Origin of the sequence: Shewanella vesiculosa (genome assembly GCF_009994065.1) — a bacterium.
Taxonomy (GTDB): Bacteria; Pseudomonadota; Gammaproteobacteria; order Enterobacterales; family Shewanellaceae; genus Shewanella; species Shewanella vesiculosa.
Map to the genome: position 1 here is coordinate 65,257 of NZ_JAACSD010000022.1, position 23,857 is coordinate 89,113.

General features: G+C 41.7%; 24 protein-coding genes. 19 read left to right on the forward strand and 5 right to left on the reverse strand.

Annotated features, from left to right (window positions below; all coding sequences use genetic code 11):
• Positions 1-30 precede the first annotated feature (30 nt).
• The 3 genes from GW828_RS18255 to GW828_RS18265 are packed head-to-tail and all read right to left on the reverse strand — an operon-like array spanning position 31 to position 3,480.
• A complete protein-coding gene (locus tag GW828_RS18255) occupies positions 31-1,107 on the reverse strand; it encodes a BsuBI/PstI family type II restriction endonuclease (RefSeq protein WP_002015199.1) in 1,077 nt (358 codons plus the stop codon).
• Positions 1,067-2,896: an HsdM family class I SAM-dependent methyltransferase gene (locus tag GW828_RS18260; protein WP_001747920.1), complete on the reverse strand. Its 1,830-nt coding sequence runs from the start codon at positions 2,894-2,896 to the stop codon at positions 1,067-1,069. Before GW828_RS18260 ends, GW828_RS18255 begins: the two co-directional genes overlap by 41 nt.
• Positions 2,893-3,480, reverse strand: a complete 588-nt coding sequence (locus GW828_RS18265) for a recombinase family protein (protein ID WP_259561439.1) — start codon at positions 3,478-3,480, stop codon at positions 2,893-2,895. The genes GW828_RS18260 and GW828_RS18265 overlap by 4 nt, the downstream gene beginning before the upstream one ends.
• Positions 3,481-3,685: 205 nt before the next feature.
• Between GW828_RS18265 and GW828_RS18270 the strand changes: the two genes are divergently transcribed.
• Positions 3,686-4,315: a hypothetical protein gene (locus tag GW828_RS18270; RefSeq protein ID WP_273059790.1), complete on the forward strand. Its 630-nt coding sequence runs from the start codon at positions 3,686-3,688 to the stop codon at positions 4,313-4,315.
• A gap of 134 nt (positions 4,316-4,449) precedes the next feature.
• The gene (locus GW828_RS18275) at positions 4,450-5,070 is read left to right on the forward strand and encodes a 3'-5' exonuclease (protein ID WP_182698847.1); all 621 of its coding nucleotides are present in this window, start codon (positions 4,450-4,452) and stop codon (positions 5,068-5,070) included.
• Between the two features lie 62 nt (positions 5,071-5,132).
• On the opposite strand, the gene GW828_RS18280 is transcribed toward GW828_RS18275, so the two are convergent.
• Positions 5,133-5,999, reverse strand: coding sequence for a LysR substrate-binding domain-containing protein (locus GW828_RS18280; RefSeq protein WP_124016576.1), 867 nt, complete (start codon positions 5,997-5,999; stop codon positions 5,133-5,135).
• Between the two features lie 141 nt (positions 6,000-6,140).
• Here GW828_RS18280 and GW828_RS18285 point away from each other — a divergent pair, with 141 nt between their 5' ends.
• Entirely contained in the window at positions 6,141-7,271 is a 1,131-nt protein-coding gene (locus GW828_RS18285) for an S-(hydroxymethyl)glutathione dehydrogenase/class III alcohol dehydrogenase (RefSeq protein WP_182698828.1), read from the forward strand.
• Positions 7,272-7,344: 73 nt separating this feature from the next.
• Complete coding sequence (gene fghA / locus GW828_RS18290) at positions 7,345-8,190, forward strand: S-formylglutathione hydrolase (protein WP_182741547.1); 846 nt, start codon at positions 7,345-7,347, stop codon at positions 8,188-8,190.
• Between the two features lie 64 nt (positions 8,191-8,254).
• Here fghA and GW828_RS18295 read toward each other — a convergent pair whose 3' ends face one another.
• Complete coding sequence (locus tag GW828_RS18295; protein ID WP_182698829.1) at positions 8,255-9,622, reverse strand: alanine/glycine:cation symporter family protein; 1,368 nt, start codon at positions 9,620-9,622, stop codon at positions 8,255-8,257.
• Between the two features lie 115 nt (positions 9,623-9,737).
• Between GW828_RS18295 and mioC the strand changes: the two genes are divergently transcribed.
• The 15 genes from mioC to glmU all read left to right on the forward strand — a co-directional run bounded on the left by mioC (position 9,738) and on the right by glmU (position 23,682).
• Positions 9,738-10,178: an FMN-binding protein MioC gene (gene mioC / locus GW828_RS18300; RefSeq protein ID WP_182741546.1), complete on the forward strand. Its 441-nt coding sequence runs from the start codon at positions 9,738-9,740 to the stop codon at positions 10,176-10,178.
• 471 nt (positions 10,179-10,649) lie between these two features.
• Positions 10,650-12,539: a tRNA uridine-5-carboxymethylaminomethyl(34) synthesis enzyme MnmG gene (gene mnmG / locus GW828_RS18305; protein WP_273059796.1), complete on the forward strand. Its 1,890-nt coding sequence runs from the start codon at positions 10,650-10,652 to the stop codon at positions 12,537-12,539.
• 112 nt (positions 12,540-12,651) lie between these two features.
• Positions 12,652-13,272: a 16S rRNA (guanine(527)-N(7))-methyltransferase RsmG gene (rsmG, locus tag GW828_RS18310; protein WP_182698831.1), complete on the forward strand. Its 621-nt coding sequence runs from the start codon at positions 12,652-12,654 to the stop codon at positions 13,270-13,272.
• Between the two features lie 61 nt (positions 13,273-13,333).
• Complete coding sequence (locus tag GW828_RS18315; protein ID WP_182723702.1) at positions 13,334-14,122, forward strand: ParA family protein; 789 nt, start codon at positions 13,334-13,336, stop codon at positions 14,120-14,122.
• 9 nt (positions 14,123-14,131) lie between these two features.
• Positions 14,132-15,013, forward strand: coding sequence for a ParB/RepB/Spo0J family partition protein (locus GW828_RS18320; RefSeq protein ID WP_124016584.1), 882 nt, complete (start codon positions 14,132-14,134; stop codon positions 15,011-15,013).
• A gap of 225 nt (positions 15,014-15,238) precedes the next feature.
• Complete coding sequence (locus GW828_RS18325) at positions 15,239-15,622, forward strand: ATP synthase subunit I (RefSeq protein ID WP_124016769.1); 384 nt, start codon at positions 15,239-15,241, stop codon at positions 15,620-15,622.
• 12 nt (positions 15,623-15,634) lie between these two features.
• A complete protein-coding gene (gene atpB, locus GW828_RS18330; RefSeq protein ID WP_124016585.1) occupies positions 15,635-16,429 on the forward strand; it encodes a F0F1 ATP synthase subunit A in 795 nt (264 codons plus the stop codon).
• Positions 16,430-16,494: 65 nt separating this feature from the next.
• A complete protein-coding gene (gene atpE / locus GW828_RS18335) occupies positions 16,495-16,746 on the forward strand; it encodes a F0F1 ATP synthase subunit C (RefSeq protein ID WP_011639455.1) in 252 nt (83 codons plus the stop codon).
• Between the two features lie 37 nt (positions 16,747-16,783).
• Entirely contained in the window at positions 16,784-17,254 is a 471-nt protein-coding gene (gene atpF / locus GW828_RS18340) for a F0F1 ATP synthase subunit B (protein WP_124016586.1), read from the forward strand.
• Between the two features lie 16 nt (positions 17,255-17,270).
• Positions 17,271-17,804, forward strand: a complete 534-nt coding sequence (gene atpH / locus GW828_RS18345) for a F0F1 ATP synthase subunit delta (RefSeq protein WP_182723703.1) — start codon at positions 17,271-17,273, stop codon at positions 17,802-17,804.
• Positions 17,805-17,818: 14 nt separating this feature from the next.
• Positions 17,819-19,360, forward strand: coding sequence for a F0F1 ATP synthase subunit alpha (gene atpA, locus GW828_RS18350; protein ID WP_273059800.1), 1,542 nt, complete (start codon positions 17,819-17,821; stop codon positions 19,358-19,360).
• Between the two features lie 53 nt (positions 19,361-19,413).
• Entirely contained in the window at positions 19,414-20,274 is an 861-nt protein-coding gene (atpG, locus tag GW828_RS18355; protein WP_182698832.1) for a F0F1 ATP synthase subunit gamma, read from the forward strand.
• Positions 20,275-20,309: 35 nt separating this feature from the next.
• Positions 20,310-21,701: a F0F1 ATP synthase subunit beta gene (gene atpD / locus GW828_RS18360; protein ID WP_011639450.1), complete on the forward strand. Its 1,392-nt coding sequence runs from the start codon at positions 20,310-20,312 to the stop codon at positions 21,699-21,701.
• A 36-nt stretch (positions 21,702-21,737) separates the two neighbouring features.
• On the forward strand, positions 21,738-22,166 hold the full coding sequence (locus tag GW828_RS18365) for a F0F1 ATP synthase subunit epsilon (protein ID WP_124016591.1): 429 nt from the start codon (positions 21,738-21,740) through the stop codon (positions 22,164-22,166).
• Positions 22,167-22,317: 151 nt separating this feature from the next.
• Positions 22,318-23,682: a bifunctional UDP-N-acetylglucosamine diphosphorylase/glucosamine-1-phosphate N-acetyltransferase GlmU gene (gene glmU / locus GW828_RS18370; protein ID WP_182741544.1), complete on the forward strand. Its 1,365-nt coding sequence runs from the start codon at positions 22,318-22,320 to the stop codon at positions 23,680-23,682.
• Positions 23,683-23,857: the final 175 nt, after the last annotated feature.

Sequence of the window (23,857 nt, forward strand, 5' to 3'; positions counted from 1 at the left end):
TTACCAAACCAGCTTTATGATTATTATGTCCTATAAAAGCTCTGACAAGATTATAGAACTGCCATCTCTTAGCTCAATTAAATTATCTGGTTCAGAACAAAACCACGCATAAGTTCCCCACGCGAGTTCTGACATTGCTTTTTTGAATGGAGCGGCTGAACGATCTTGAAATGCAGTTACAAAAGCAAGATTCTGGGCAGAGAAGCCAGCTTCAATAGCTATCTCAGTTAGCTTCTGTTTACGCATAGAGTTAATTGGACCATCTGAAGCAACAATTTCAATAAAAACAAATAACATGTCACTACCGTCAGTCTTGGTCCCAAGATCAACTAAAATAACGTCAGGTAACGTTTTTGAAGGGTCAATTTTGAGCTTTAACCTACTCGCAAGATCAATACCAACCTTTTCCCCTGACTGAGACAACCATAATACGGCTGGCGTCTTTAAAAACTTCCGAGCGAATTGTTCGATCACCGCCTTACCTATTACGCCTGACGGACCAGACTCAAGCATTACTAACCCAGAATTAGGTAATGTCGCGGTTATCTGATCTGATGCTGCGGCAGTGGCATGCGCACCAAGTAATCGAATTCGACTTAAAGCGGCAGCATTAAGGTGAGAGTTCTGCCAGCTACGAATTAAAGCCTCTAAATCATCCCCAATTAAATCTACATTGAACAGAGCTGCAAATGCTTTTGACATTGCGTATTTAGGAAGAGGAGTTGTCACGGGCAAACCAGTGCGTTCAATAACGGCACCAAGGGCTATAAACCCATATCGAATAGTTTCATCTCTGACAGGTTCTCGAGAATTTGGAGCATACCAGGTCGTAACAGGCCTATCTTTCTTACTAGATAGCGCCTGCTTAACCCAAGACTGACGCTCCTCGTCCGTCAAGAGAGCAGCCTGAACATCAGACATGTCGGTTACTTGGCTTGGCCGAATCCAACGATCAGCACCCTCGACAGCTCCTGCGTAGAACATAACATAGAGAGTTCTTGCAGCCATTTCTCGGATGACATAATTACGATTTTCTGTCCCTTCAGGGAATATTAGAGGTAAGCGTTCAGCAATCACCTCCAGACTTGGTACATGTGGCCAGCTCAAGTTTGCTCTCTCCATACAATCCTGCGATACACTTCTCGATGGAGAGTCTATCAGAACCTGCTGCAATGATCTTCTCCAGCTTTTTCATATCGTCCAAGCTCGGTAAAGGCACGGCCATAAGCTCATAAGCAGAAACAGCTACACTACCGCTTATGCAACGGTATATACGGTCAAAGACCTGAGAATTAAGTAATCCGTTGATAGTTTCTACGCTCAACTCCCGTATAAGTGTATCTGCGTAAACGATATTTAAATGATTTTCTACAACGACACCACCATATCGATCAATAAAGTCTTGTGGTATGACAGCACCGAGAACTCTTCGATTTTGTTCTTTAGATGTGGTTCGCTGCACCAAAACACATGAATCAGTAGTTACAAGATGTCGCTGGTTTTTTTCAATTTGAATATAAGGAACATGGTTTCTCTTCACCGAAGAGAATTTAAAGCCATTTGAAGTTACCGATTCAGCCCAAACAAGAGGTAGTGCCCCTTTTGTTTTTTCAGTACGTAACTGGCTTTTATGTCTATTCCAAACAAGTTTCCCAGTCGAAACAACGTAGCCCAGATCAGGGAGACGGGTCTTCATCTTCTTGAGTCGATTTAACAACGCAGCGTCTTCAGCTACTCTAGGGATTAGCCACGGACCATCACCTTTAATAATTGATACCTTTCCAATAGGCTCTACTCTTGCTTCGTTAAGCCCCTCCGGTACTAACAATGAAACTTTTGCCGGTGTTTTTCTTGCTGACTTTTTGAATGTTGCAAGAAGAGTTTCTTGTAAAACATCGTCAAAAACACCCTCTCTATTTGATATAAAATCAAAAGCTCGTGGCGCAGATTCATCAATTAACAGCTCACGTAATGCCTTGAAATATTGCCCACCCAAAAATGATGTAGGTGTTAAGTAAGCTATTACCCCTTCAGGCTTGGCGAGTCTTAAAGCGAGGTCGGTGAAAAGACCATATAAATTGGCATGACCAAACAGTGAGCGACTAAACTTCTCTCTAACTTCTGTATCAAGAGAAACTTTACCATATGGAGGATTGCCTATTACCAGATCAAAATCTACAGGTGACTGGTACGTTAGAGCGTCACAAATACTGATAACGCTTTTTGCAAGCCGCCTTCTGGCAATAATGCAATGTTCTATTAATACACACTCTAATAAGACATGCGTCATCCAGGCAGCAAATGGATCTATCTCAACCCCCTTGAGCCTCTTGCCTATTTGCGCAAGCTTCCATTCACTTGAAGCATGTTTGGAACGTTGGAGCATTCGCATAGCGACTGGCGCAAGGAAAGCACCTCCGCCGCATGCAGGATCAATTACCGACGCGGTACTGAAATCAACACCTGCTTCTTCAGCCAAATCAAGAAGCCTAGATACCAAAGGTGGCGGAGTGTAATAAGCTCCTAAATCAGATCGATAAGCAGTAGGCAACATGGCTGTATATATTGATCCGATAAGATAGCCCGCATCAATATCAGGGAATTGTGCGATCACTTTACCGGTATTTTTAGCAACATCCTCTGCATCGAGAGTAATTTCGGCCAATTCAGAATCAGTTGGGATTGAAAAAATTTTAAGCTTGCTATTGTGCCTAGCGTTAATTTCGTCCCAATAAGATTTTATTAAAGCTGCGCAATAAGACCTAGCGATTTTAAGTCGATACTGGTCATCTATGACAGAGTTAGCATAACCACGAGCCATACCTTTGCAGGCCTCATAACGAACAAGAGGCTCTGCTGACTCACTTAAAAGATCCTGAAAGTGGAAAGCGTTCATATACTTGCCCCCTCACGGTCAGGTTTTATGACCCCGACACTGTTATAAATTGTTGTTCTAGATACACCAAATCGCTTAGCTACATCGGAAACGGGTATGCTTGGATCTTTTAGTAATACCTTAATCTCTCGAATATCCTTTGGTGCAAGCTTCGGCTTTCTGCCACCTTTACGTCCCCGAGCCCTAGCAGCATCAAGTCCAGCTTTAGTCCGTTCACTAATTAAATTACGCTCAAACTCAGCTAAAGCTGCAAATACATGAAAAATCAACTTTCCAGAAGCACTATTGGTTTCAATCTGCTCATGTAAGCTCAGGAATCCAACTCCCCGTTCATCAATCAAATTAGTCACGACTTTAACCAAATCACCCAGGCTGCGACCGAGTCTATCGAGCCTCCAAACAACTAACGTATCACCTGGCCTGAGAGCCTTTAGACAGTTATCTAGTTCTGGCCGGGCAGTACTTTTACCGCTGGCTTTGTCCTCATAAATGATTTCACAACCGGCAGCAACCAACGCATCCCGCTGGAGATGCAGGTTCTGGTCATCAGTTGATACTCTGGCATAGCCGATTCTTTGATTCATGTACGTTTTATTTACATAGTTTTTTATACGAGTATTTTAACAGATAACTGACTAAAACACCAATCCATAGGTAAGTTTCCTAACTGTTCAACAAACGGTGGTTTGTTGAACAAAAATAAAAGATCTGCTCATTTTCTAAGAAAACTTGATCTATGAAATAAATCATATATAGTTCTATATATGGTTCAACCTATGGGGTATTAAGATGCCAGTCACAATAAGTATTTCAGATGACGTGTTCCGCAGATTGGAGGGGTTGGCTGTCGGGTTCGACACGCCAGAGAGAGTTATCGAGCGATTGCTCGATTTGGTTGAGGAGAGCGGATCTAAGTCCAGCGAAAGCAAACCGTCCCTAACTTTTGTTCCTGATGAAGCAGCTTTCAAAAATGAGCTGATAACTCGCAAGAAAGCACAGGTCGTTCTTCATTTGAAAAACGGTGAACGAGATGTCATTCATTGGAATGCGTCTAGATTTCAACCCAGTTCAAATCTTCGAGCTAATTTGTGGTCTGGGATTCTGAGAAACTGGAAGGATAAAGGGATCACCTCTGCGGAACTTTCGGTTCTACCTCGGGGCCACAACCATCCTGACGACAACACAGATCTATTGATAGCTATTGCCGGAGAAGTTCACTGGACGCTCGAAGAGGTAGAGCAGTACTTCGTTGATTACGACCTGGTTAGCAGTGATGACGGCCATCCTTACTACTACCTTGCGACGTTCAGTGATGAGACACCTGACGAGCTGAAGCAAATTGCCAGGCTGAACAGCTCAAATCAACTTCACTTGGGTCTGAACATAGTTCCGGATGAAGATCAGGGAGAGTTCGAGTAAAGTAATAGCTTCAGATAATCAATACGTTATGTGTGTAGAGGCTGGTAAATCTTGATCCGCATTTGCTCCAAAAGCCATATAATTGATTGATTTATAAAAATTAATTACTTTCTGTATCGGAAAATAACCAAGCTATGATCCCCACACTCGCAAATCAGGTTGTGATACTCGATTTTGAAACCACAGGATTATCACCCGATAATGGCGACCGAGCCATTGAAATTGGTGCGGTAAAACTGGTTAATGGTCAAATAGTCGATACCTTTCAGGAACTGATTAATCCTGGTCGGCGAGTGAATAGCTTTATTGAGCAGTACACTGGCATCAGTAATGAAATGCTGAAACATGCCCCAGCGTCTAAACAAGTCATGGGGCAGTTTGCCAAATTTATTGCAGGCTTTAATCTGGTGGCACACAATGCCAGCTTTGATAAAAAGTTTCTCGATGCTGAATTTAGCCATAATAAACTGCATTACACTGGTCAGTTTGCTTGCTCGTTATTATTGTCTCGACGTATTAGCCAAGATGCCCCGAATCATAAGCTTGGCACATTAGTCGATCATCACCAGTTACCTAACGATGGTGTGTTTCACCGCGCTTTAGCCGATGCCACCATGACCAGCCATTTATGGTTATATCAAATTGATGTGTTACAGCAGCAACTGCCCAAGCAAGCTATTACCATTGATATCATCAATAAAATATCCAGCCTCCCAAAAGCGCAAATTGCGCGTTATTTGCGAACCATGAGCTAGTTAAATCTCAGCCTAAAAAAATAAGCTTGGGAACCTAATAGACTACAACCAAACAGGGTTAATTAAAGCTGTTGCGATAACTTATCAACCAGCAATCTCACTTTGGGTGATAAATGGCGGTTATGTGGATACAAAGCCCAAATACCTTCTTTAGGTTGTTGAAAAGATGCAAGTAATACCACTAACTCCCCTTCAGCAATAGCATCATTGACGTAATATCCAGGTAACTGCACAATCCCCAAGCCACAAATAGCCGCATTTAATAAACTCAAACCACTACTACAGGCTAAAGATCCATGCACTTTTACCGTCTTGGGTTTACCTTGCTCAACAAAATGCCAATGAGACTGACTGCCAATTAAACAATTGTGCTGGCTCAACTCTGATAACGCATAAGGCGTACCGTATTTAGCGATATAACTCGGAGCTGCGCACACATATTGACTGCGACTCGTCAGTCGCTTTGCCATCATGGTTGAATTAGTTAACCGCCCTAACCTAATAGCCAAATCATACCCACCATCCACCAAGTCAAGTTGCTGATTAGTCAGCTCGCAAATCACTTCAATGTCGGGATATTGTTGCATAAACTCAATGACTATCGGCATGATAAACTTTTCACCGTAAGTCACTGGTGCGGTAATTCTAATAAGTCCCTGTGGCTTATCTTTTAAGCTGGAAATAGCACGCTCAGCCTCATCAAGACTGTTTAATACTTGGCGGCAATGCTGATAGTAAACTGTACCTTCTTCGGTTAACGATACTTTACGAGTGGTGCGATAAAATAATTTGGTGTTTAAACGATTTTCAAGCTGACTGATTTGTCGACTCACTTGCGCAGTAGAAATACTTAAACGCTTACCCGCCACGGTAAAACTGTCAGTTTCGGCCACAGCCACAAACTCAAAAATGCCTTCCCACTTCATCATTATTACATTCTCGTAAAAGTCATTTACAAAATAAGCTAATTATCATTGTATGATAAACAAATACAATAGCTAAATACACTACACTGTAGTAATACCTCTTAACCATGTTGACCATGGTCGTTAATGTTAAGGAAATCATTTATGTCAGCACAATTTATAAAATCAAAAGCCGCTATTGCTTGGGGACCAGGCCAGCCACTATCGGTAGAAGAAGTCGACGTAATGTACCCAAAAGCGGGTGAAGTGATGGTACGTATTGTGGCATCAGGTGTTTGTCATACCGATGCTTTCACGCTTTCAGGTGATGATCCTGAAGGGGTATTCCCAGCTATTCTTGGTCATGAAGGCGGCGGTATTGTTCACATGGTCGGTGAAGGCGTAACTAGCGTACAAGTTGGCGATCATGTTATTCCGTTATACACAGCAGAATGTGGAAAATGTAAATTCTGTACCTCAGGTAAAACCAACCTCTGTAGTGCCGTTCGCGCTACCCAAGGTAAAGGACTTATGCCTGATGGCACCACACGTTTCTTTAAAGATGGCGAGCCTATCTTCCATTATATGGGCTGCTCAACTTTCTCGGAATACACAGTATTACCAGAAATATCATTAGCTAAAGTTAACCCAAGTGCGCCACTTGAAGAAGTCTGTTTACTGGGTTGTGGTGTCACCACAGGCATTGGTGCGGTACTTAAAACAGCTAAAGTGCAACCAGGCGATACGGTTGCTATTTTTGGTTTAGGTGGCATTGGTTTATCGGCCATTATTGGCGCGACTATGGCAGGAGCTAGCCGTATTATTGGTATTGATTTAAACGAATCAAAATTTGAATTGGCTAAAAAACTGGGCGCGACTGACTGTATTAATCCTAAGGATTTTGATAAACCAATCCAAGATGTGATTGTTGAAATGACCGACGGTGGTGTCGATTTCTCATTTGAATGTATTGGTAACGTCAATGTAATGCGCAGTGCATTAGAATGCTGCCATAAAGGCTGGGGCGAGTCGGTGATTATTGGTGTTGCTGGTGCCGGCCAAGAAATATCAACCCGTCCATTCCAGTTAGTCACAGGTCGTGTATGGCGTGGCAGTGCATTTGGTGGCGTTAAAGGACGCAGTGAGTTACCTGGTATTGTTGAACAATACTTAGCGGGTGAGTTTAAGTTAGACCAATTTATTACTCACACCATGGGCCTTGAAGGTATTAACGAAGCATTTGATTTAATGCACAAAGGCGAAAGTATTCGAAGTGTGATTCACTTTGCTAAGTAATACTTAATTGCTCATCACAGGCGCAGTTAAGAGTAAAGTCACTTAACTGCGTTCTGATAAATAAGGACACATAATGACCATTGAAAGTATCAGCAGTACCAAAGCATTTGGTGGTTGGCATAAACAATATAGTCATCATTCAAGCACACTTAATTGTGCAATGCGGTTTGCCATTTACTTGCCGCCCCAAGCAGAAAGCCAAGCAGTACCTGTTTTATATTGGTTGTCAGGACTCACCTGTACTGATGAAAATTTTATGCAAAAAGCAGGTGCACAACGTATAGCAGCTGAATTAGGTATGGCGATAGTCGCACCCGATACTAGCCCACGAGGAGAAGGCATCGCAGATGATCCCGACGGCGCTTATGACTTTGGTTTAGGTGCAGGCTTTTATCTTAATGCTACCAAACCGCCATTTAGTCAGCATTATCAAATGTATGATTACGTGGTTAACGAATTGCCGGCATTGATTGAAGCTCATTTTCCGGTAACAGAACAACGTAGTATAAGCGGCCATTCCATGGGTGGACATGGTGCCTTAACCATCGCACTTAAAAATCCGCACAGATATAATAGCTTGTCAGCATTTAGTCCAATCTGTCATCCAATGGACTGTCCTTGGGGTATAAAAGCATTTCGCGGCTACTTAGGTGATGATCAGCAACAATGGCAGCAATACGACAGCTGTGAGTTGATGGCTAAAAGCCAGCAATTTGTGCCTGCGCTGGTGGACCAAGGCAGTAAGGACAACTTTTTAGACGAACAACTAAAACCGCAAATCTTAGTGCAAGTCGCTAAGAACAAAGGCTACCCGCTAGAACTAAGAATGCAGCCAGGCTATGACCACAGCTATTATTTTATCGCGACCTTTATTGAAGACCATCTGCGTTTTCATGCAAAGCACTTAGCGCTTTTATAGACAGCTACTGTCATTAAAATAAAAACGAGCCCTTCAGGCTCGTTTTTTTATCTCTATAAATACCCTAATGACTTTTTTCTAAGCGAGAAAAATAATCTTTTGCTGCAGCCCTAACCTTAGGTGCCAGCAATAAAGCAGACGTCATAGTCGGTATTGCCATTAACGCGTAAGCGGCATCAATAATGTTAACAATTTCTTGCAAGCTAGCCGTTGCGGCAAACAAAATGGCTAATAAATAAAAGTATTGGTAAAAACGGATACGTTTACGCCCAAATAGAAACGCAAAACACTGACCACCATAAAATGCTTGGGTAAATATGGTACTAATGCTGAAAAATATCACACATAAAATAAGTAAATACGGCCCAACACCAGGCATAGTAATTTCAAAAGCTTGCGCCGATAAATTAACCCCTTCAGCTTCAGTACCTTGCCACACACCCGAGATTAAAATAATCATAGCAGTGGCAGTACAAACCAATAGAGTATCAATAGCAGGGCCTAACATGGCCACTAAGCCTTCTTTAACTGGTTCATTGGTTTTGGCACTACCATGAGCCATAACCTCAGTGCCTATCCCTGCCTCGTTTGAGAATGCAGCACGACGAATACCAATTAGCATAGTCCCTAAAATACCGCCACCTACTGAATTTAATGAAAAAGCCTCGGAGAAAATAAGACTAAAATATCCCGGTATTTGCTCAATATTTGTCACAATGACATACGCAGCGCAGCTCATGTAAATTAAGATCATTAATGGCACAACTTTAGATGCTACTGTCGCGATCCGCTTAATACCGCCTAAAATCACGCTGGCAACAATCACCATCACCACAATACCTAAGCTTAAATCGAGCCAAAAAGTGGATTGATCGGCAGGAAAATGACCTGGTTTAACAAATACCCATTCACGAATGATCTGCACTAATTGATTAGAATTGAATAACGGAAAGTTACCAATTAAACCAACAACGCAGAAAAACACGGCTAAAAAATGCCATTTTTTACTCAATCCTTGGGTAATGATGTACATAGGACCACCCTGCACATCACCATTCTCATCTTTACCGCGGTACATAATGGCTAAGGTACAGGTAAAAAACTTGGTTGCCATACCAACAATAGCGCTAATCCACATCCAAAAAATAGCCCCTGGGCCACCCACCATAATGGCAACAGCGACACTACCAATATTGCCCATTCCCACGGTACCAGCCATGGCACTGGATAACGCCCCAGCATGACTAATATGACCTTCGGCGCCATCATCAGGATACTTGCCCCTAACGACATTAATCGCGTGACCTATATAGCGAAAAGGCACAAATCGAGAGTAAATAAGGAAGAATAACCCGCCGCCGACGAGTAAAATAAGCATGTGTGGACCCCATGCAAGGTCGGCAAATTGTTTAGTTATTTCAGCAATATTCATTAAAACCTGTTGTTATATTGTTAAATAGAGCTTAAGAAAATACTGATATTAACTACACAGCGCAATGAAAAATAAACGTAAAATAGATGAATAAATTTAATCATTGGAAATCAACATGACAAAAATAGCATTATTAGTAGGCACAACATTAGGCGGTTCAGAATATGTTGCCGATGAAATGGCAGCTCAACTTACTCAGTTAGATCATCAAACAGAGGTATTTATAGAGCCAAATTTGGATGAATTAGCTGATTTTTCACTGTGGATCATTGTCTGTTCTACTCATGGAGCTGGCGCTCTCCCCGATAATATCGTGCCTTTTTATCAACAATTAATGATCGAAAAGCCCAATCTTAATCATATTAAGTTCGCATTGTGTGCAATTGGCGACTCAAGCTATGATACTTTTTGCCAAGGACCTGAGAAAATCATCGCACAACTTTTACAGCATGGATCAAATGCTATTGTGGATAAGCTCCAAATCGATGTACAACACGATCCTATCCCTGAAGAACCTGCTCTAGCGTGGTTGTTACAATGGCAGCATCTTATCTAAACACCAATAATCCCGATCTTATCTTGCATAAATCATGATCAATCCACAGATTAGATCACACTTACCCACAATATAACCTTTATAAGTATAACTTTGTGGATAAGCTATTATTTTTAGCGATCATAACTCTGTACTATTCACACTCCGATCCGCTCAATGATCACCCTTGTGGATAAGTAGCCGATCTATCCCCATGTTATCTTGAGTTTGATCGCGATCAGATCACAGGTTAGTTTTCACTTTACTATATGATTTTAATAAGGAATAAAAGTTATCAACAGAAAAGTCCGATCCTAATAATAAACATAATAAAAAGATCTATATAAAGATCTTAAGATCTATTAAGCAAACCGCATATTGATCAATCAATGAAAAATGATCGTTCACGTTAAGACAAGCAAGTGCTAAAATGATCCAATCGAAAAAAGATTAAATTCGAATTCAACTTTCTTAGCTATCAAAGGTCAGATAATGCATTTTCATGAACGGTTTGATGTAATTGTTGTAGGTGGTGGTCATGCCGGAACTGAAGCCGCACTTGCTGCTGCAAGAATGGGTTCAAAAACATTATTGTTAACCCACAACATCGACACACTTGGGCAAATGTCTTGCAACCCTGCTATCGGCGGAATAGGTAAAGGCCATTTAGTTAAAGAAATTGATGCTTTGGGCGGTGCAATGGCAACAGCTACTGACTTTGCAGGCATTCAATTTAGAACATTAAATTCAAGCAAAGGCCCAGCTGTTCGTGCAACACGAGCCCAAGCAGACAGAGCTTTATATCGCCAAAAGATCCAAAGTATTTTACAGAACCAAGTTAACTTACGTATTTTTCAACAAGCTGTAGACGATTTAGTTGTTGAAAATAATAAAGTTATTGGTGTAGTGACTCAAATGGGACTAGCATTTGAAGCGCCAGCGATCGTATTAACAACAGGCACATTTTTAAGCGGCAAAATTCATATTGGAATGCAAAATTACAGTGGTGGTAGAGCGGGTGATCCTCCAGCCATTGCGTTAGCAAATCGATTACGTGAATTAAATATACGTGTTGGTCGCTTAAAAACCGGTACACCACCACGTATCGATGCCAATAGCATAGATTTTTCACAAATGACCGAACAAAAGGGTGATACACCATTACCAGTTATGTCATTTATTGGTGATGTCAGCCAACATCCAAGACAAATTTCATGTTTTATTACTCATACCAATGAGAAAACTCACGATATTATTCGTGGCGGATTAGATCGCAGCCCTATGTACTCTGGCGTGATTGAAGGGATCGGACCCCGTTACTGTCCATCAATTGAAGATAAAATTCATCGTTTTGCAGATAAATCGTCACATCAGATCTTTATTGAGCCAGAAGGCTTAAGCACTAATGAGATCTATCCAAACGGTATCTCAACCAGTTTGCCATTTGACGTACAGTTAAATTTAGTTCGATCAATTAAAGGTATGGAAAACGCTGAAATTATGCGTCCAGGCTATGCGATTGAATATGACTATTTTGATCCTCGCGATCTTAAAAACTCATTAGAAACTAAGGCCATTGAAGGACTTTATTTCGCAGGTCAGATTAATGGCACTACAGGCTATGAAGAAGCAGGTGCTCAAGGCTTACTTGCAGGTATGAACGCATCACTACAAGTTCAAGGCAAAGAAGCATGGTGCCCTCGTCGTGATCAAGCTTATCTTGGCGTACTAGTAGATGATTTATCTACTTTAGGCACTAAAGAACCGTACCGCATGTTCACCAGCCGCGCAGAATATCGTTTGTTACTTCGTGAAGATAATGCCGATTTACGCTTAACAGAAAAAGGCCGTGAACTTGGATTAGTTGATGACAATCGCTGGGCATCATTTGTTACCAAGAGAGAATCAATTGAATTAGAACTTCAGCGTTTACGCGGCCAATGGGTTCACCCTAACTCACCTTTGCTTGAAGTACTTAATCCACAATTAAATACGCCTATTTCACGTGAAGCATCATTTGAAGACCTACTTCGTCGTCCGGAAATGGATTATACCAAGTTAATGTCTCTGGAAGGTTTTGGACCTGGACTAGAAGATCCTCAAGCAGCTGAGCAAGTACAAATTCAGGTAAAATATTCGGGTTATATTCAGCGTCAACAAGATGAAATTGATAAAGCTATTCGTCATGAAAGCTCACTATTACCACTTGATCTAGATTATCAAGAGGTCCCTGGTTTATCTAATGAAGTGATCGCAAAATTGAATAACCATAAACCCGATACTGTCGGACAAGCATCACGGATCTCAGGGATCACTCCTGCAGCAATCTCAATTTTGTTAGTTCATTTGAAAAAAAGAGGTTTATTGCGAAAAATAGCCTAAAACAGATCATTTTTTCAAATCAATAACACAAGGGAAGCCATAAGGCTTCCCTTAGTGCTTTTACGGCTTCATAATAACTGCCGTCTTTATAACGTAACTTACGAGGCTTTCTGTGTTATCTGCCCAACTTAAATCCTATTTAGCTGAAATGAATATGTCGGCCACTGAATTACAACAAAAACAATTAATAGGTTTTGTTGAAATGCTTAATAAATGGAATAAGGCTTATAACCTCACCTCCGTTCGCGATCCTGAGCAAATGTTAATCCGCCATGTTATGGACAGTTTAACCGTTTCTCCTTATCTTGAAGGGCAGCGTTTTATCGATGTGGGAACCGGTCCTGGTTTACCAGGGATCCCATTAGCCATTATGAATCCAGATAAGCAGTTTGTATTACTCGATAGTTTAGGTAAACGGATCCGTTTTCAGAAGCAGGTTCAGTTCGAGTTAAAAATTAATAACATCACTTCAATAGAAAGTCGTGTTGAAGCTTATAATCCTGATATTAAATTTGACGGAGTATTAAGCAGAGCATTTGCATCTATTCAAGATATGCTCAGTTGGTGTCACCATTTACCAACTGAAAAAGGCACTTTTTATGCATTAAAAGGCCAGTTAAATCAGCAAGAATTAGACGACATGCCAACAGGATTTTCGTTGGTAGAAACCATAGTATTGCATGTACCAAAGTTAGATGAACAGCGACATTTATTAAAAATTGCTAAGCAATAAATCGCATTTCTTTCGCTAATAAAGCTAACCGGACATCAATAATTAAAGACAGGATGACATTGTGGGTAAAATCATTGCCGTAGCCAACCAAAAAGGTGGCGTTGGAAAAACAACAACTTGCGTTAATTTAGCCGCATCACTTGCCGCCACAAAGCGTAGAGTGTTGTTGATCGATTTGGATCCGCAAGGTAATGCGACTATGGGCAGTGGTATCGATAAGTATGAAGTCGATAACACAGCTTATGAATTATTAGTCGAAGAAAAACCCTTTGCTGAGATTGTGATTAAAAATACCGTTGGAAAATATGATTTGATCGCAAGTAATGGTGATGTTACTGCGGCAGAAATTAAATTGATGGAATTTTATGCTCGTGAAATACGTTTACGTAATGCATTAGCGCCAATCAAAGATGATTACGATTATATTTTCATCGACTGCCCGCCATCGCTCAATATGCTTACCGTGAATGCTATGTCTGCTGCAGATTCAGTACTTGTGCCAATGCAATGCGAATATTATGCCCTAGAAGGTTTAACGGCATTGATTGATACCATTACTAAGCTAGGCGCCATGGTCAACCCAACCCTGAGCATAGAAGGTATTTTACGCACTATGTATGATCCGCGTAATCGTTTATCTAATGATGTATCTGATCAACTCAAGCAACATTTTGGCGATAAAGTATATCGTACCGTCATACCGCGAAATGTTCGTTTAGCCGAAGCCCCTAGTTTTGGTGCACCTGCCATGTATTACGACAAATCGAGTGCTGGCGCTAAAGCTTATTTAGCCCTAGCGGGTGAAATTATCCGTCGTGCAGAACAGCAAACTCAACCAAAACAAGCGTAGGATATAAAAATGACTTTAAAAAAGCGCGGTTTAGGTAAAGGCTTGGATGCCTTATTAAGCCACAGTAATGCCGCTAGTCGTAAAAGTGATCAGGCTGAAGAACAGCAATCTACTCCGCTAAGTGACTTACTCCACCTCGATCTTGACTTATTACAGCCCGGTAAATATCAACCTCGTAAAGATATGTCGCCAGAAGCATTAGAAGAACTGGCTGAGTCTATTCGTGCTCAAGGGGTGATACAACCGATAGTGATCCGTAAAATTTCTGAAACTCATTATGAAATTATTGCCGGTGAACGCCGTTGGCGTGCTGCTCAATTAGCTAAATTAAATAAAGTCCCGTGTATTGTTAAGCAAGTGGCTGATGATGCCGCGGTCGCTATCGCGTTAATTGAAAATATTCAGCGTGAAGACTTAAATGCAATGGAAGAAGCGATTGCATTACAACGATTACTTGAAGAATTTGAATTAACTCATCAACAAGTTGCTGATGCTGTAGGTAAATCTCGTGTAAGTGTGTCTAATTTATTACGTTTAAATAGCCTTAATGAGCCTGTTAAACGTTTGTTAGAGAATGGTGATATCGACATGGGCCATGCGCGTGCGTTATTGGCATTAGAGGGTGATGAACAGACAAATTTAGCTCGATTAGTGGCTTCTAAAGAAATGACTGTTCGAGAAACTGAACGATTAGTGAATAAAGCCTTAAATCCGACTAAAGACGCCGAAACACCAGCTAAAGATCATGATGTTAGCCGCTTAGAACAAGAGTTAATTGAAAGACTCGGTGCCAAGGTTGCCATCAATCATGGCAGTAAAGGTAAAGGCAAAATTGTAATAAATTACCAGAATCTTGCTGAATTAGACGGAATTTTAAATAAAATCCGATGATTTGTGAATCAAACCAATTTCATTAGTAAGTTTGTGACAGAGCTCTAATTTTTGTTTTCGATAATTTAGCGCCGAATAGTGTGCAAAATCGTCGTTTTACTATCATCAAAGTTGCAAACAAAGCGCGAAAAGGTATACTTTGCAGGCTTTTTGAATCTTAAGGCTAGTTTAATATTTTAAATTTAACATTAGGACCGCGAAAAGCAATAATGCGGAGATATGAAGTTGGGTAATGTTTTAGCGCGTCGTGGCAGGTTAGCAGCCTATAAATTAGTGCTGGTACAAGCTATCGTCGCGAGTATTATTTCAACACTATTTTTCGTTATGTGGGGAGCACAGTATGGCCTATCTGCACTTGCAGGTGGTGTAATTGCTGTACTTCCTAATTTTGTATTCGCAACCCTAGCTTTCTCACATAGTGGAGCAAGCTCTGCAGCAAAAGTGATTAAAAGCTTTTACTGGGGGGAAGCGGTAAAGATGCTGTTGACCATTGGATTATTTTCGTTAGTGTTTATCAATATGAAAGTCGGTTTTATGCCGCTTTTTACCTGTTACTCATTAGCGTTAGTTGTACATTGGATAGCACCTTTATATTTCAAGCAAAGTTAAGTGGGATGAATCATGGCTGCAACTGGTGAAGCGTTAACACCGCAGGGCTATATCCAACATCACCTTACCAATTTAAGTGTTGGTGAAGGGTTTTGGACTTGGCACATTGATTCGTTGCTCTTTTCGGTTGGGCTTGGAATGTTGTTCTTATGGCTGTTTTACCGTGCCGGCAAAAATGCGACAACAGGCGTTCCTGGCAAATTTCAATGTTTTGTTGAGATGATTGTTGAGTTCGTAGATAGCAGTGTGAAAGAAACTTTTCACGGCCGCAATCCTGTTATTGCACCTTTAGCTCTGACAATTTTCGTCTGGATTTTCATGATGAACTTCATGGATATGATCCCAGTCGATTGGTTACCTGCATTAGCTTCGTTAGCTGGTGTGCCATACCTAAAAGTTGTTCCGACTACTGACGTTAACATTACCTTCAGCTTAGCTCTTGGTGTGTTTGTGCTGATTATTTATTACAGCATTAAAGTCAAAGGTGTTTCAGGTTTTGTTAAAGAACTAACATTTCAGCCTTTTAACCATTGGGCAATGATACCCGTCAACTTATTATTAGAAACAGTGACTCTAGTTGCGAAGCCGATTTCATTGGCTCTACGACTATTTGGTAACTTGTACGCTGGTGAGTTGATATTTATCCTTATTGCATTGATGTACGGTTCTAACGTGGCGTTATCTGCTCTAGGTGTAGGATTACAACTAGGTTGGTTAATTTTCCATATTTTAGTTATTACTTTACAAGCATTTATTTTCATGATGTTGACTATTGTTTATTTAAGCATGGCACATGAAGATCATTAAGGGTAACCGAAAAATTTTTTGACCTAAATCATTAATAACAACGATTTAGAATATTGGAGATAGATATGGAAACTGTATTAGGAATGACGGCTATTGCTGTTGCTCTACTTATTGGTATGGGTGCATTAGGAACAGCTATCGGTTTCGGCCTTTTAGGTGGAAAGTTTTTAGAAGGTGCAGCTCGTCAGCCAGAAATGGCGCCTATGTTACAAGTTAAAATGTTCATCGTAGCGGGTCTTCTAGATGCCGTAACTATGATTGGTGTAGGTATTGCGCTATTTATGCTATTTACTAACCCATTGGGTGCAATGCTTTAACTAACGCTTCTGTCTTTAATCTAACTAGGAGGCTGTTGTGAATTTCAACGCTACCCTATTCGGTCAGACGGTTGCCTTTATTCTCTTCGTGTGGTTTTGCATGAAGTTTGTATGGCCTCCGTTGATGAATGCCATCGAAGAACGCCAGAAGAAAATTGCTGATGGTCTGGCGGATGCCGGCCGTGCAGCAAAAGATCTAGAGTTAGCACAAATTAAAGCTACTGAGCAACTAAAAGAAGCAAAAGTAACTGCCAACGAAATTATTGAGCAAGCTAATAAGCGTAAGGCTCAAATCGTTGATGAAGCTAAAGTTGAAGCACAAACTGAGCGAGCTAAAATTATCGCCCAGGGTCAAGCAGAAATTGAAAACGAACGTAATCGCGTGAAAGACGACCTGCGTAAGCAAGTTGCTTCTCTAGCCATCATTGGTGCAGAGAAAATTCTTGAACGTACGATTGATCCAGAAGCCCACAGTGACATTGTTAATAAACTTGTTGCTGAAATTTGATTAAGGGAGTTGAGTTATGGCTGAATTAAGCACCATCGCTCGCCCTTACGCAAAGGCAGCTTTTGATTTTGCTGTTGAGCATAAAGCAGTAGATAGTTGGACAGAAATGTTAACTTTCGCTTCATTGGTGAGTGAGAACGAATCAATCAAGCCACTGCTAAATGGTACTCTCGCGAGTACACAACTAGCTTCACTGTTTATTAAAGTATGCGGTGAGCAAGTCAATGAGCAAGGTCAAAACCTGATAAAGGTAATGGCTGAAAACGGTCGTTTAGGGATACTGTCAACAGTATCGCTACTTTTTGCTGAATACCGTAATGAGTGGGCAAAAGAAGTTGAGGCCGATGTGGTTTCTGCTACTGAGCTAAGCTCTGAGCAACAGCAGCAAATTAGTGTTTCTTTAGAGAAACGTCTCGCACGCAAAGTTAAGCTGAATTGCAGCATCGACGCATCGCTTATTGGCGGTGTAATTATTAAATCAGGCGACCTAGTCATTGATGGCTCGGTAAGCGGTAAGTTATCGCGTTTGTCTGAAAAGCTGCAGTCGTAATTGGGAGTTTGAGCATGCAACTGAATTCCACTGAAATCAGCGATCTGATTAAGCAGCGGATCGAGCAGTTCGACGTCGTTAGTGAAGCTCGCAACGAAGGTACTATCGTTGCAGTAAGTGACGGCATCATTCGCATTAACGGCCTAGCCGATGTAATGCAAGGTGAAATGATCGAACTGCCTGGTGGCTGTTTTGCAATCGCGTTGAACTTAGAACGTGATTCTGTCGGCGCCGTAGTGATGGGACCTTATGCTAATTTAGCAGAAGGTGATAAAGTTAGAACCACTGGTCGTATTCTTGAAGTACCGGTGGGTCGTGGTCTACTTGGCCGCGTTGTTAACACTCTAGGTGAGCCTATTGATGGAAAAGGACCTATCGACAACGATGGTTTCTCTCCTGTTGAAGTAATTGCCCCTGGTGTTATTGAACGTAAGTCAGTATCACAACCAATCCAAACTGGTTATAAAGCCGTTGATGCCATGATCCCTATTGGTCGTGGTCAACGTGAATTGATTATTGGTGACCGTCAGACTGGTAAAACAGCGATGGCTATTGATGCAATTATCAACCAGAAAGAATCAGGCATTAAGTGTGTCTATGTTGCTATTGGTCAGAAAGCTTCTACCATCGCAAACGTAGTACGCAAGCTTGAAGAACATGGTGCATTAGCTAACACTATCGTTGTTGTTGCATCAGCTTCTGAAGCTGCAGCACTGCAATATTTAGCGCCATATTCTGGTTGTTCTATGGGTGAATACTTCCGTGACCGCGGTGAAGATTCTTTAATCGTATATGATGATTTGTCTAAGCAAGCAGTTGCTTATCGTCAAATTTCTCTACTATTGAAGCGTCCACCAGGACGTGAAGCATACCCAGGTGACGTATTCTATCTACACTCTCGTTTATTAGAGCGTGCTTCACGCGTAAACGTAAATTATGTAGAAAAGTTCACTAACGGTGCAGTAACAAGTCAAACCGGTTCGTTAACCGCGTTACCTATTATTGAAACCCAAGCTGGTGATGTGTCAGCGTTCGTACCGACCAACGTAATTTCTATTACTGATGGTCAGATCTTCCTTGAGACTGACTTGTTTAACTCGGGACTTCGTCCTGCAGTTAACCCAGGTATTTCTGTTTCTCGTGTTGGTGGTGCTGCGCAGACTAAGATCATCAAGAAACTGTCAGGCGGTATTCGTACAGCACTTGCACAGTATCGAGAGCTTGCTGCGTTCTCACAGTTTGCATCTGATTTAGATGATGCAACACGTGCTCAACTTGAGCATGGTGAGCGAGTAACCGAACTAATGAAGCAAAAGCAATATGCTCCTATGAGCGTTGCTGCCCAGTCTGTGTCTATTTTCGCAGCTGAAAAAGGCTACCTTAAAGGTGTTGCTTTAAATGAAATCGGTCGCTTCGAAGCCTCTCTGCTTTCATACATGAACAGTCAACATGCTGACCTAATGAACACCATCAATGCTACTGGCGATTATAACGCTGATATCGAAGGTGAGTTAAAGGCAGGCATGGACAAGTTCATTGAAACCCAAACCTGGTAATAATGAACACGGGGTGTCATTAGGCACCTCAGGTCCCAGATTGGAGAGTAGAGATGGCCAGCGCTAAAGAGATTAAAACCAAGATCGCGAGTGTTAAAAATACTCAGAAGATCACTTCCGCTATGGAAATGGTTGCCGCCAGCAAAATGCGCAGAGCGCAAGAACGCATGGCAGCGAGCCGTCCATATGCAGAAAATATGCGTAAGGTGATCGGTCACGTAGCGCAAGGTACTCTCGAGTATAAACACCCCTATTTAGAGGTGAGAGATGCCAAGCGGGTTGGTTACATTGTTGTAGCAACCGACCGTGGCCTTTGTGGTGGTTTGAACGCTAACCTATTTAAAAAGGTTGTGTCAGACGTTAAAAAGTGGAAAGAACAAGGTGCAAATGTTGAGTTTTGCCCAATTGGTGCCCGTTCTGTTCAGTTTTTTAAAAGCTTTGGTGGTGAAATATCCGCCCATGCATCAGGTTTAGGCGACTCGCCAAAACTTGCTGATTTGATTGGCACAGTTCGTGTCATGTTAAAAGCTTACAACGAAGGTAAACTGGATCGTCTGTTCATAGTATTTAACAAATTTGTGAATACCATGTCCCAGACTCCGGTGATCGAACAGCTGCTACCTTTACCTAAGTCAGATGAAGAAGTAGCTAGTTATCCTTGGGATTATATTTACGAGCCTGATCCAAAAGAAGTATTGGATTTATTGTTAACTCGTTATGTAGAGTCTCAAGTATATCAAGGTGTTGTTGAAAATATTGCCTCTGAACAGGCTGCCCGTATGGTAGCCATGAAGGCGGCAACAGATAACGCCGGCGAAATGATCGATGATTTGCAACTCGTTTATAACAAGGCCCGTCAGGCTGCGATTACGCAAGAACTGTCGGAAATTGTTGCAGGCGCTGCAGCGGTTTAGGTTTAGGTAACGAAATCAAGTTTAGAGGATTAATCATGAGCACAGGTACTGTTGTCCAAGTAATTGGCGCGGTTGTGGACGTAGAGTTTCCACAAGATTCTGTACCTCGAGTATATGACGCTCTGAAGATCACTGGTGAAGGCGCCTGTAATGGTTTGGTGCTGGAAGTTCAGCAGCAGCTAGGTGGTGGTGTTGTTCGTACCATCGCTATGGGTTCTTCTGATGGTCTGCGTCGTGGTCTAGAGGTAGCAAACTCAGGTTCACCAATTACTGTTCCGGTAGGGGTTGCAACCCTTGGCCGTATTATGAACGTATTGGGCGAGCCTATCGATGAAGCGGGTCCTATCGGTGAAGAAGAGCGTTATGTTATTCACCGTGCAGCTCCTTCATACGAAGATCAGTCAAATTCAACTGAGCTTTTAGAGACAGGTATCAAGGTTATCGACCTTGTTTGTCCTTTCGCTAAAGGTGGTAAAGTCGGTCTGTTCGGTGGTGCTGGTGTTGGTAAAACAGTTAACATGATGGAACTGATTAACAACATCGCTAAAGCTCACTCTGGTCTTTCTGTTTTCGCTGGTGTTGGTGAGCGTACCCGTGAGGGTAACGACTTCTACTACGAGATGGAAGATTCAGGCGTATTAGACAAAGTAGCCATGGTTTATGGTCAGATGAACGAGCCTCCAGGAAACCGTTTACGCGTAGCGTTAACTGGCCTGAGTATCGCTGAAAAGTTCCGTGACGAAGGTCGTGACGTATTGTTGTTCGTGGACAACATTTATCGTTACACCTTAGCCGGTACTGAAGTATCTGCACTATTAGGTCGTATGCCTTCTGCGGTAGGTTATCAGCCAACACTAGCTGAAGAGATGGGTGTTCTTCAAGAACGTATCACTTCAACTAAGTCTGGTTCGATTACTTCTGTGCAAGCAGTATATGTACCTGCGGATGACTTAACTGATCCGTCACCAGCCACAACCTTCGCTCACTTAGATGCGACTGTTGTATTGTCTCGTCAAATTGCTTCTTTGGGTATTTACCCAGCGGTTGACCCATTGGATTCGACTTCACGTCAGTTAGATCCACAGGTTGTTGGCCAAGAGCATTATGATGTTGCAAACGGTGTACAAACTGTATTACAGCGTTATAAAGAGCTGAAAGACATTATTGCTATCTTGGGTATGGATGAATTGTCAGATGATGACAAAACCATGGTATTCCGAGCGCGTAAGATTGAGCGTTTCTTATCTCAACCTTTCTTCGTAGCAGAAGTCTTTACTGGTTCTCCTGGTAAGTACGTTTCTCTTAAAGACACTATTCGTGGCTTTAAGGGTATCTTGGATGGTGAGTTCGATCATATCCCTGAGCAAGCGTTCTACATGGTTGGTTCAATCGATGAAGCTGTCGAGAAAGCTAACAAAAAGAAATAACTAGGCCGTAAAGCTTAGTTCTTTAAGGAGAACTTGATGGCAGCCAAAACAGTCCAACTTGATATTGTTAGTGCAGAAAACAGCATCTACCACGGCCAAGTTAGCTTCTTTGAAGTTACTGGTGCTGAAGGTGAGTTAGGTATTATGCCTAACCATGTTGCGTTACTGACAAAAATCAAGCCTGGTATGGCGCGCTTTATCAAGCAAGATGGTAGTGAAGAAGTGTTGTATCTATCAGGTGGTTTACTTGAAGTACAACCTACTGCAATTTCAGTACTTGCTGATGTAGCATTACGTGCCGATGATATTGATGAGAAAGCTGCTTTAGAAGCCAAAGAACGTGCTGAGCAAGCAATTGCCAACGCCGGAGTTGACTTCAATTATGAAGCCGCAGCAATCGAATTAGCCAAATCTTTGGCTCAATTACGTGTTGTTGAATGCATCAAGAAAAATATCACCAGATAATCTGATTATTTGACGCTTAAAAGGCGACTCTTTATGAGTCGCCTTTTTTATTGCCTATTATCGGCTAATTAACCCCCTGCCTGTTTTCCCTTTTGACCATATTCCGTTAAAATGAGCGCAAATCTATATCGGTTCATTAAAGGAATGCTCAATGTCGTTAAATGTTGTGATCTTAGCTGCAGGAAAAGGAACTCGGATGCGCTCAGATCTCCCAAAGGTTCTGCATCCTATTGCTCATAAAAGTATGGTGCAACATGTGATAGACACTGCCAATGCCTTAGGATCAGATGCTATTCAGTTAGTGTATGGTTATGGCGCAGATAAATTACAAACAGCACTTGGCGAGCAAGCATTAAACTGGGTATTACAGGCTGAACAACTGGGTACCGGCCATGCGGTTGCCCAAGCAAACCCGAATATTAACGATAACGATACAGTATTAATCCTTTACGGTGATGTACCACTTATTCAGCAATCAACCTTAGAAGCATTATTAGCTGCACGCCCTGTGAATGGCTTGGCTATTTTGACTGTTAATTTACCTAACCCAAGCGGATACGGTCGCATAGTGCGCGAACAAGGCAGCGTCGTCGGAATTGTCGAGCAAAAAGATGCTAACGCTGAACAGCTAGCCATAACCGAAGTGAACACAGGTATAATGGTTGTGCCGGGTAAGCAGTTAAAAGCCTGGTTAAATCGTTTATCGAATAATAATGCTCAAGGTGAATACTACCTTACCGACATCATTGCCATGGCAAAGGCTGATGGCGTTGAAATTAGCACATCACAGCCACAATCGGCTATCGAAGTTGAAGGCGCTAACAATCGCGTGCAACTTGCCCAATTAGAAAGAGCTTATCAAGCTCGTGCTGCTGAAAAACTGATGCTCGACGGTGCTAATCTCCGCGATCCTGCGCGTATTGATATTCGCGGCGATGTGACTGTTGGTATGGATGTGATGATAGATGTTAACGTTATTTTTCAAGGTAAAGTAACCCTAGGTAACAATGTGACAATCGGCGCAGGTGCTATTTTGATTGATTGCGACATTGCCGATAATGCAGAAATTAAACCTTATACTATTGTAGAAGGCGCTAAGCTTGGACAAGCCGCGAGTGCAGGACCTTTTGCCCGTTTACGCCCAGGGGCAGAGCTTAAAGAAGATGCTCATATAGGTAACTTTGTCGAAATTAAAAAGAGTGTATTAGGTAAAGGTTCTAAAGCTGGTCACTTAGCCTATTTAGGTGATGCACACATTGGCGCTGGCGTGAATATCGGTGCCGGTACAATTACCTGTAACTATGACGGTGCCAATAAGTTTATTACTACCATTGAAGATGGCGTATTCGTCGGCAGTGATACTCAGTTAGTAGCACCTGTTACCATAGGCAAAAATGCCACTCTAGGGGCTGGATCAACCATAACCAAAGATGTTGCTGAAAATGAACTGGTGATTACTCGCGTTAAACAGCGCCATATTACTGGTTGGCAGCGTCCGATAAAAATTAAAAAATAACGGTTAACTCAAATATAATCAAGCGGCCATGAGCCGCTTTTTTATTATTTATACATTTTTTATATGAAAATTATACTGAAAAAAGGTTTGTTATAAGTTTGATTTATGTTAATTAAATGTTCTTAATTGACTGGTTTTAAATGAATTTATAGCTATGTCACAAGTAAGTGTAAAT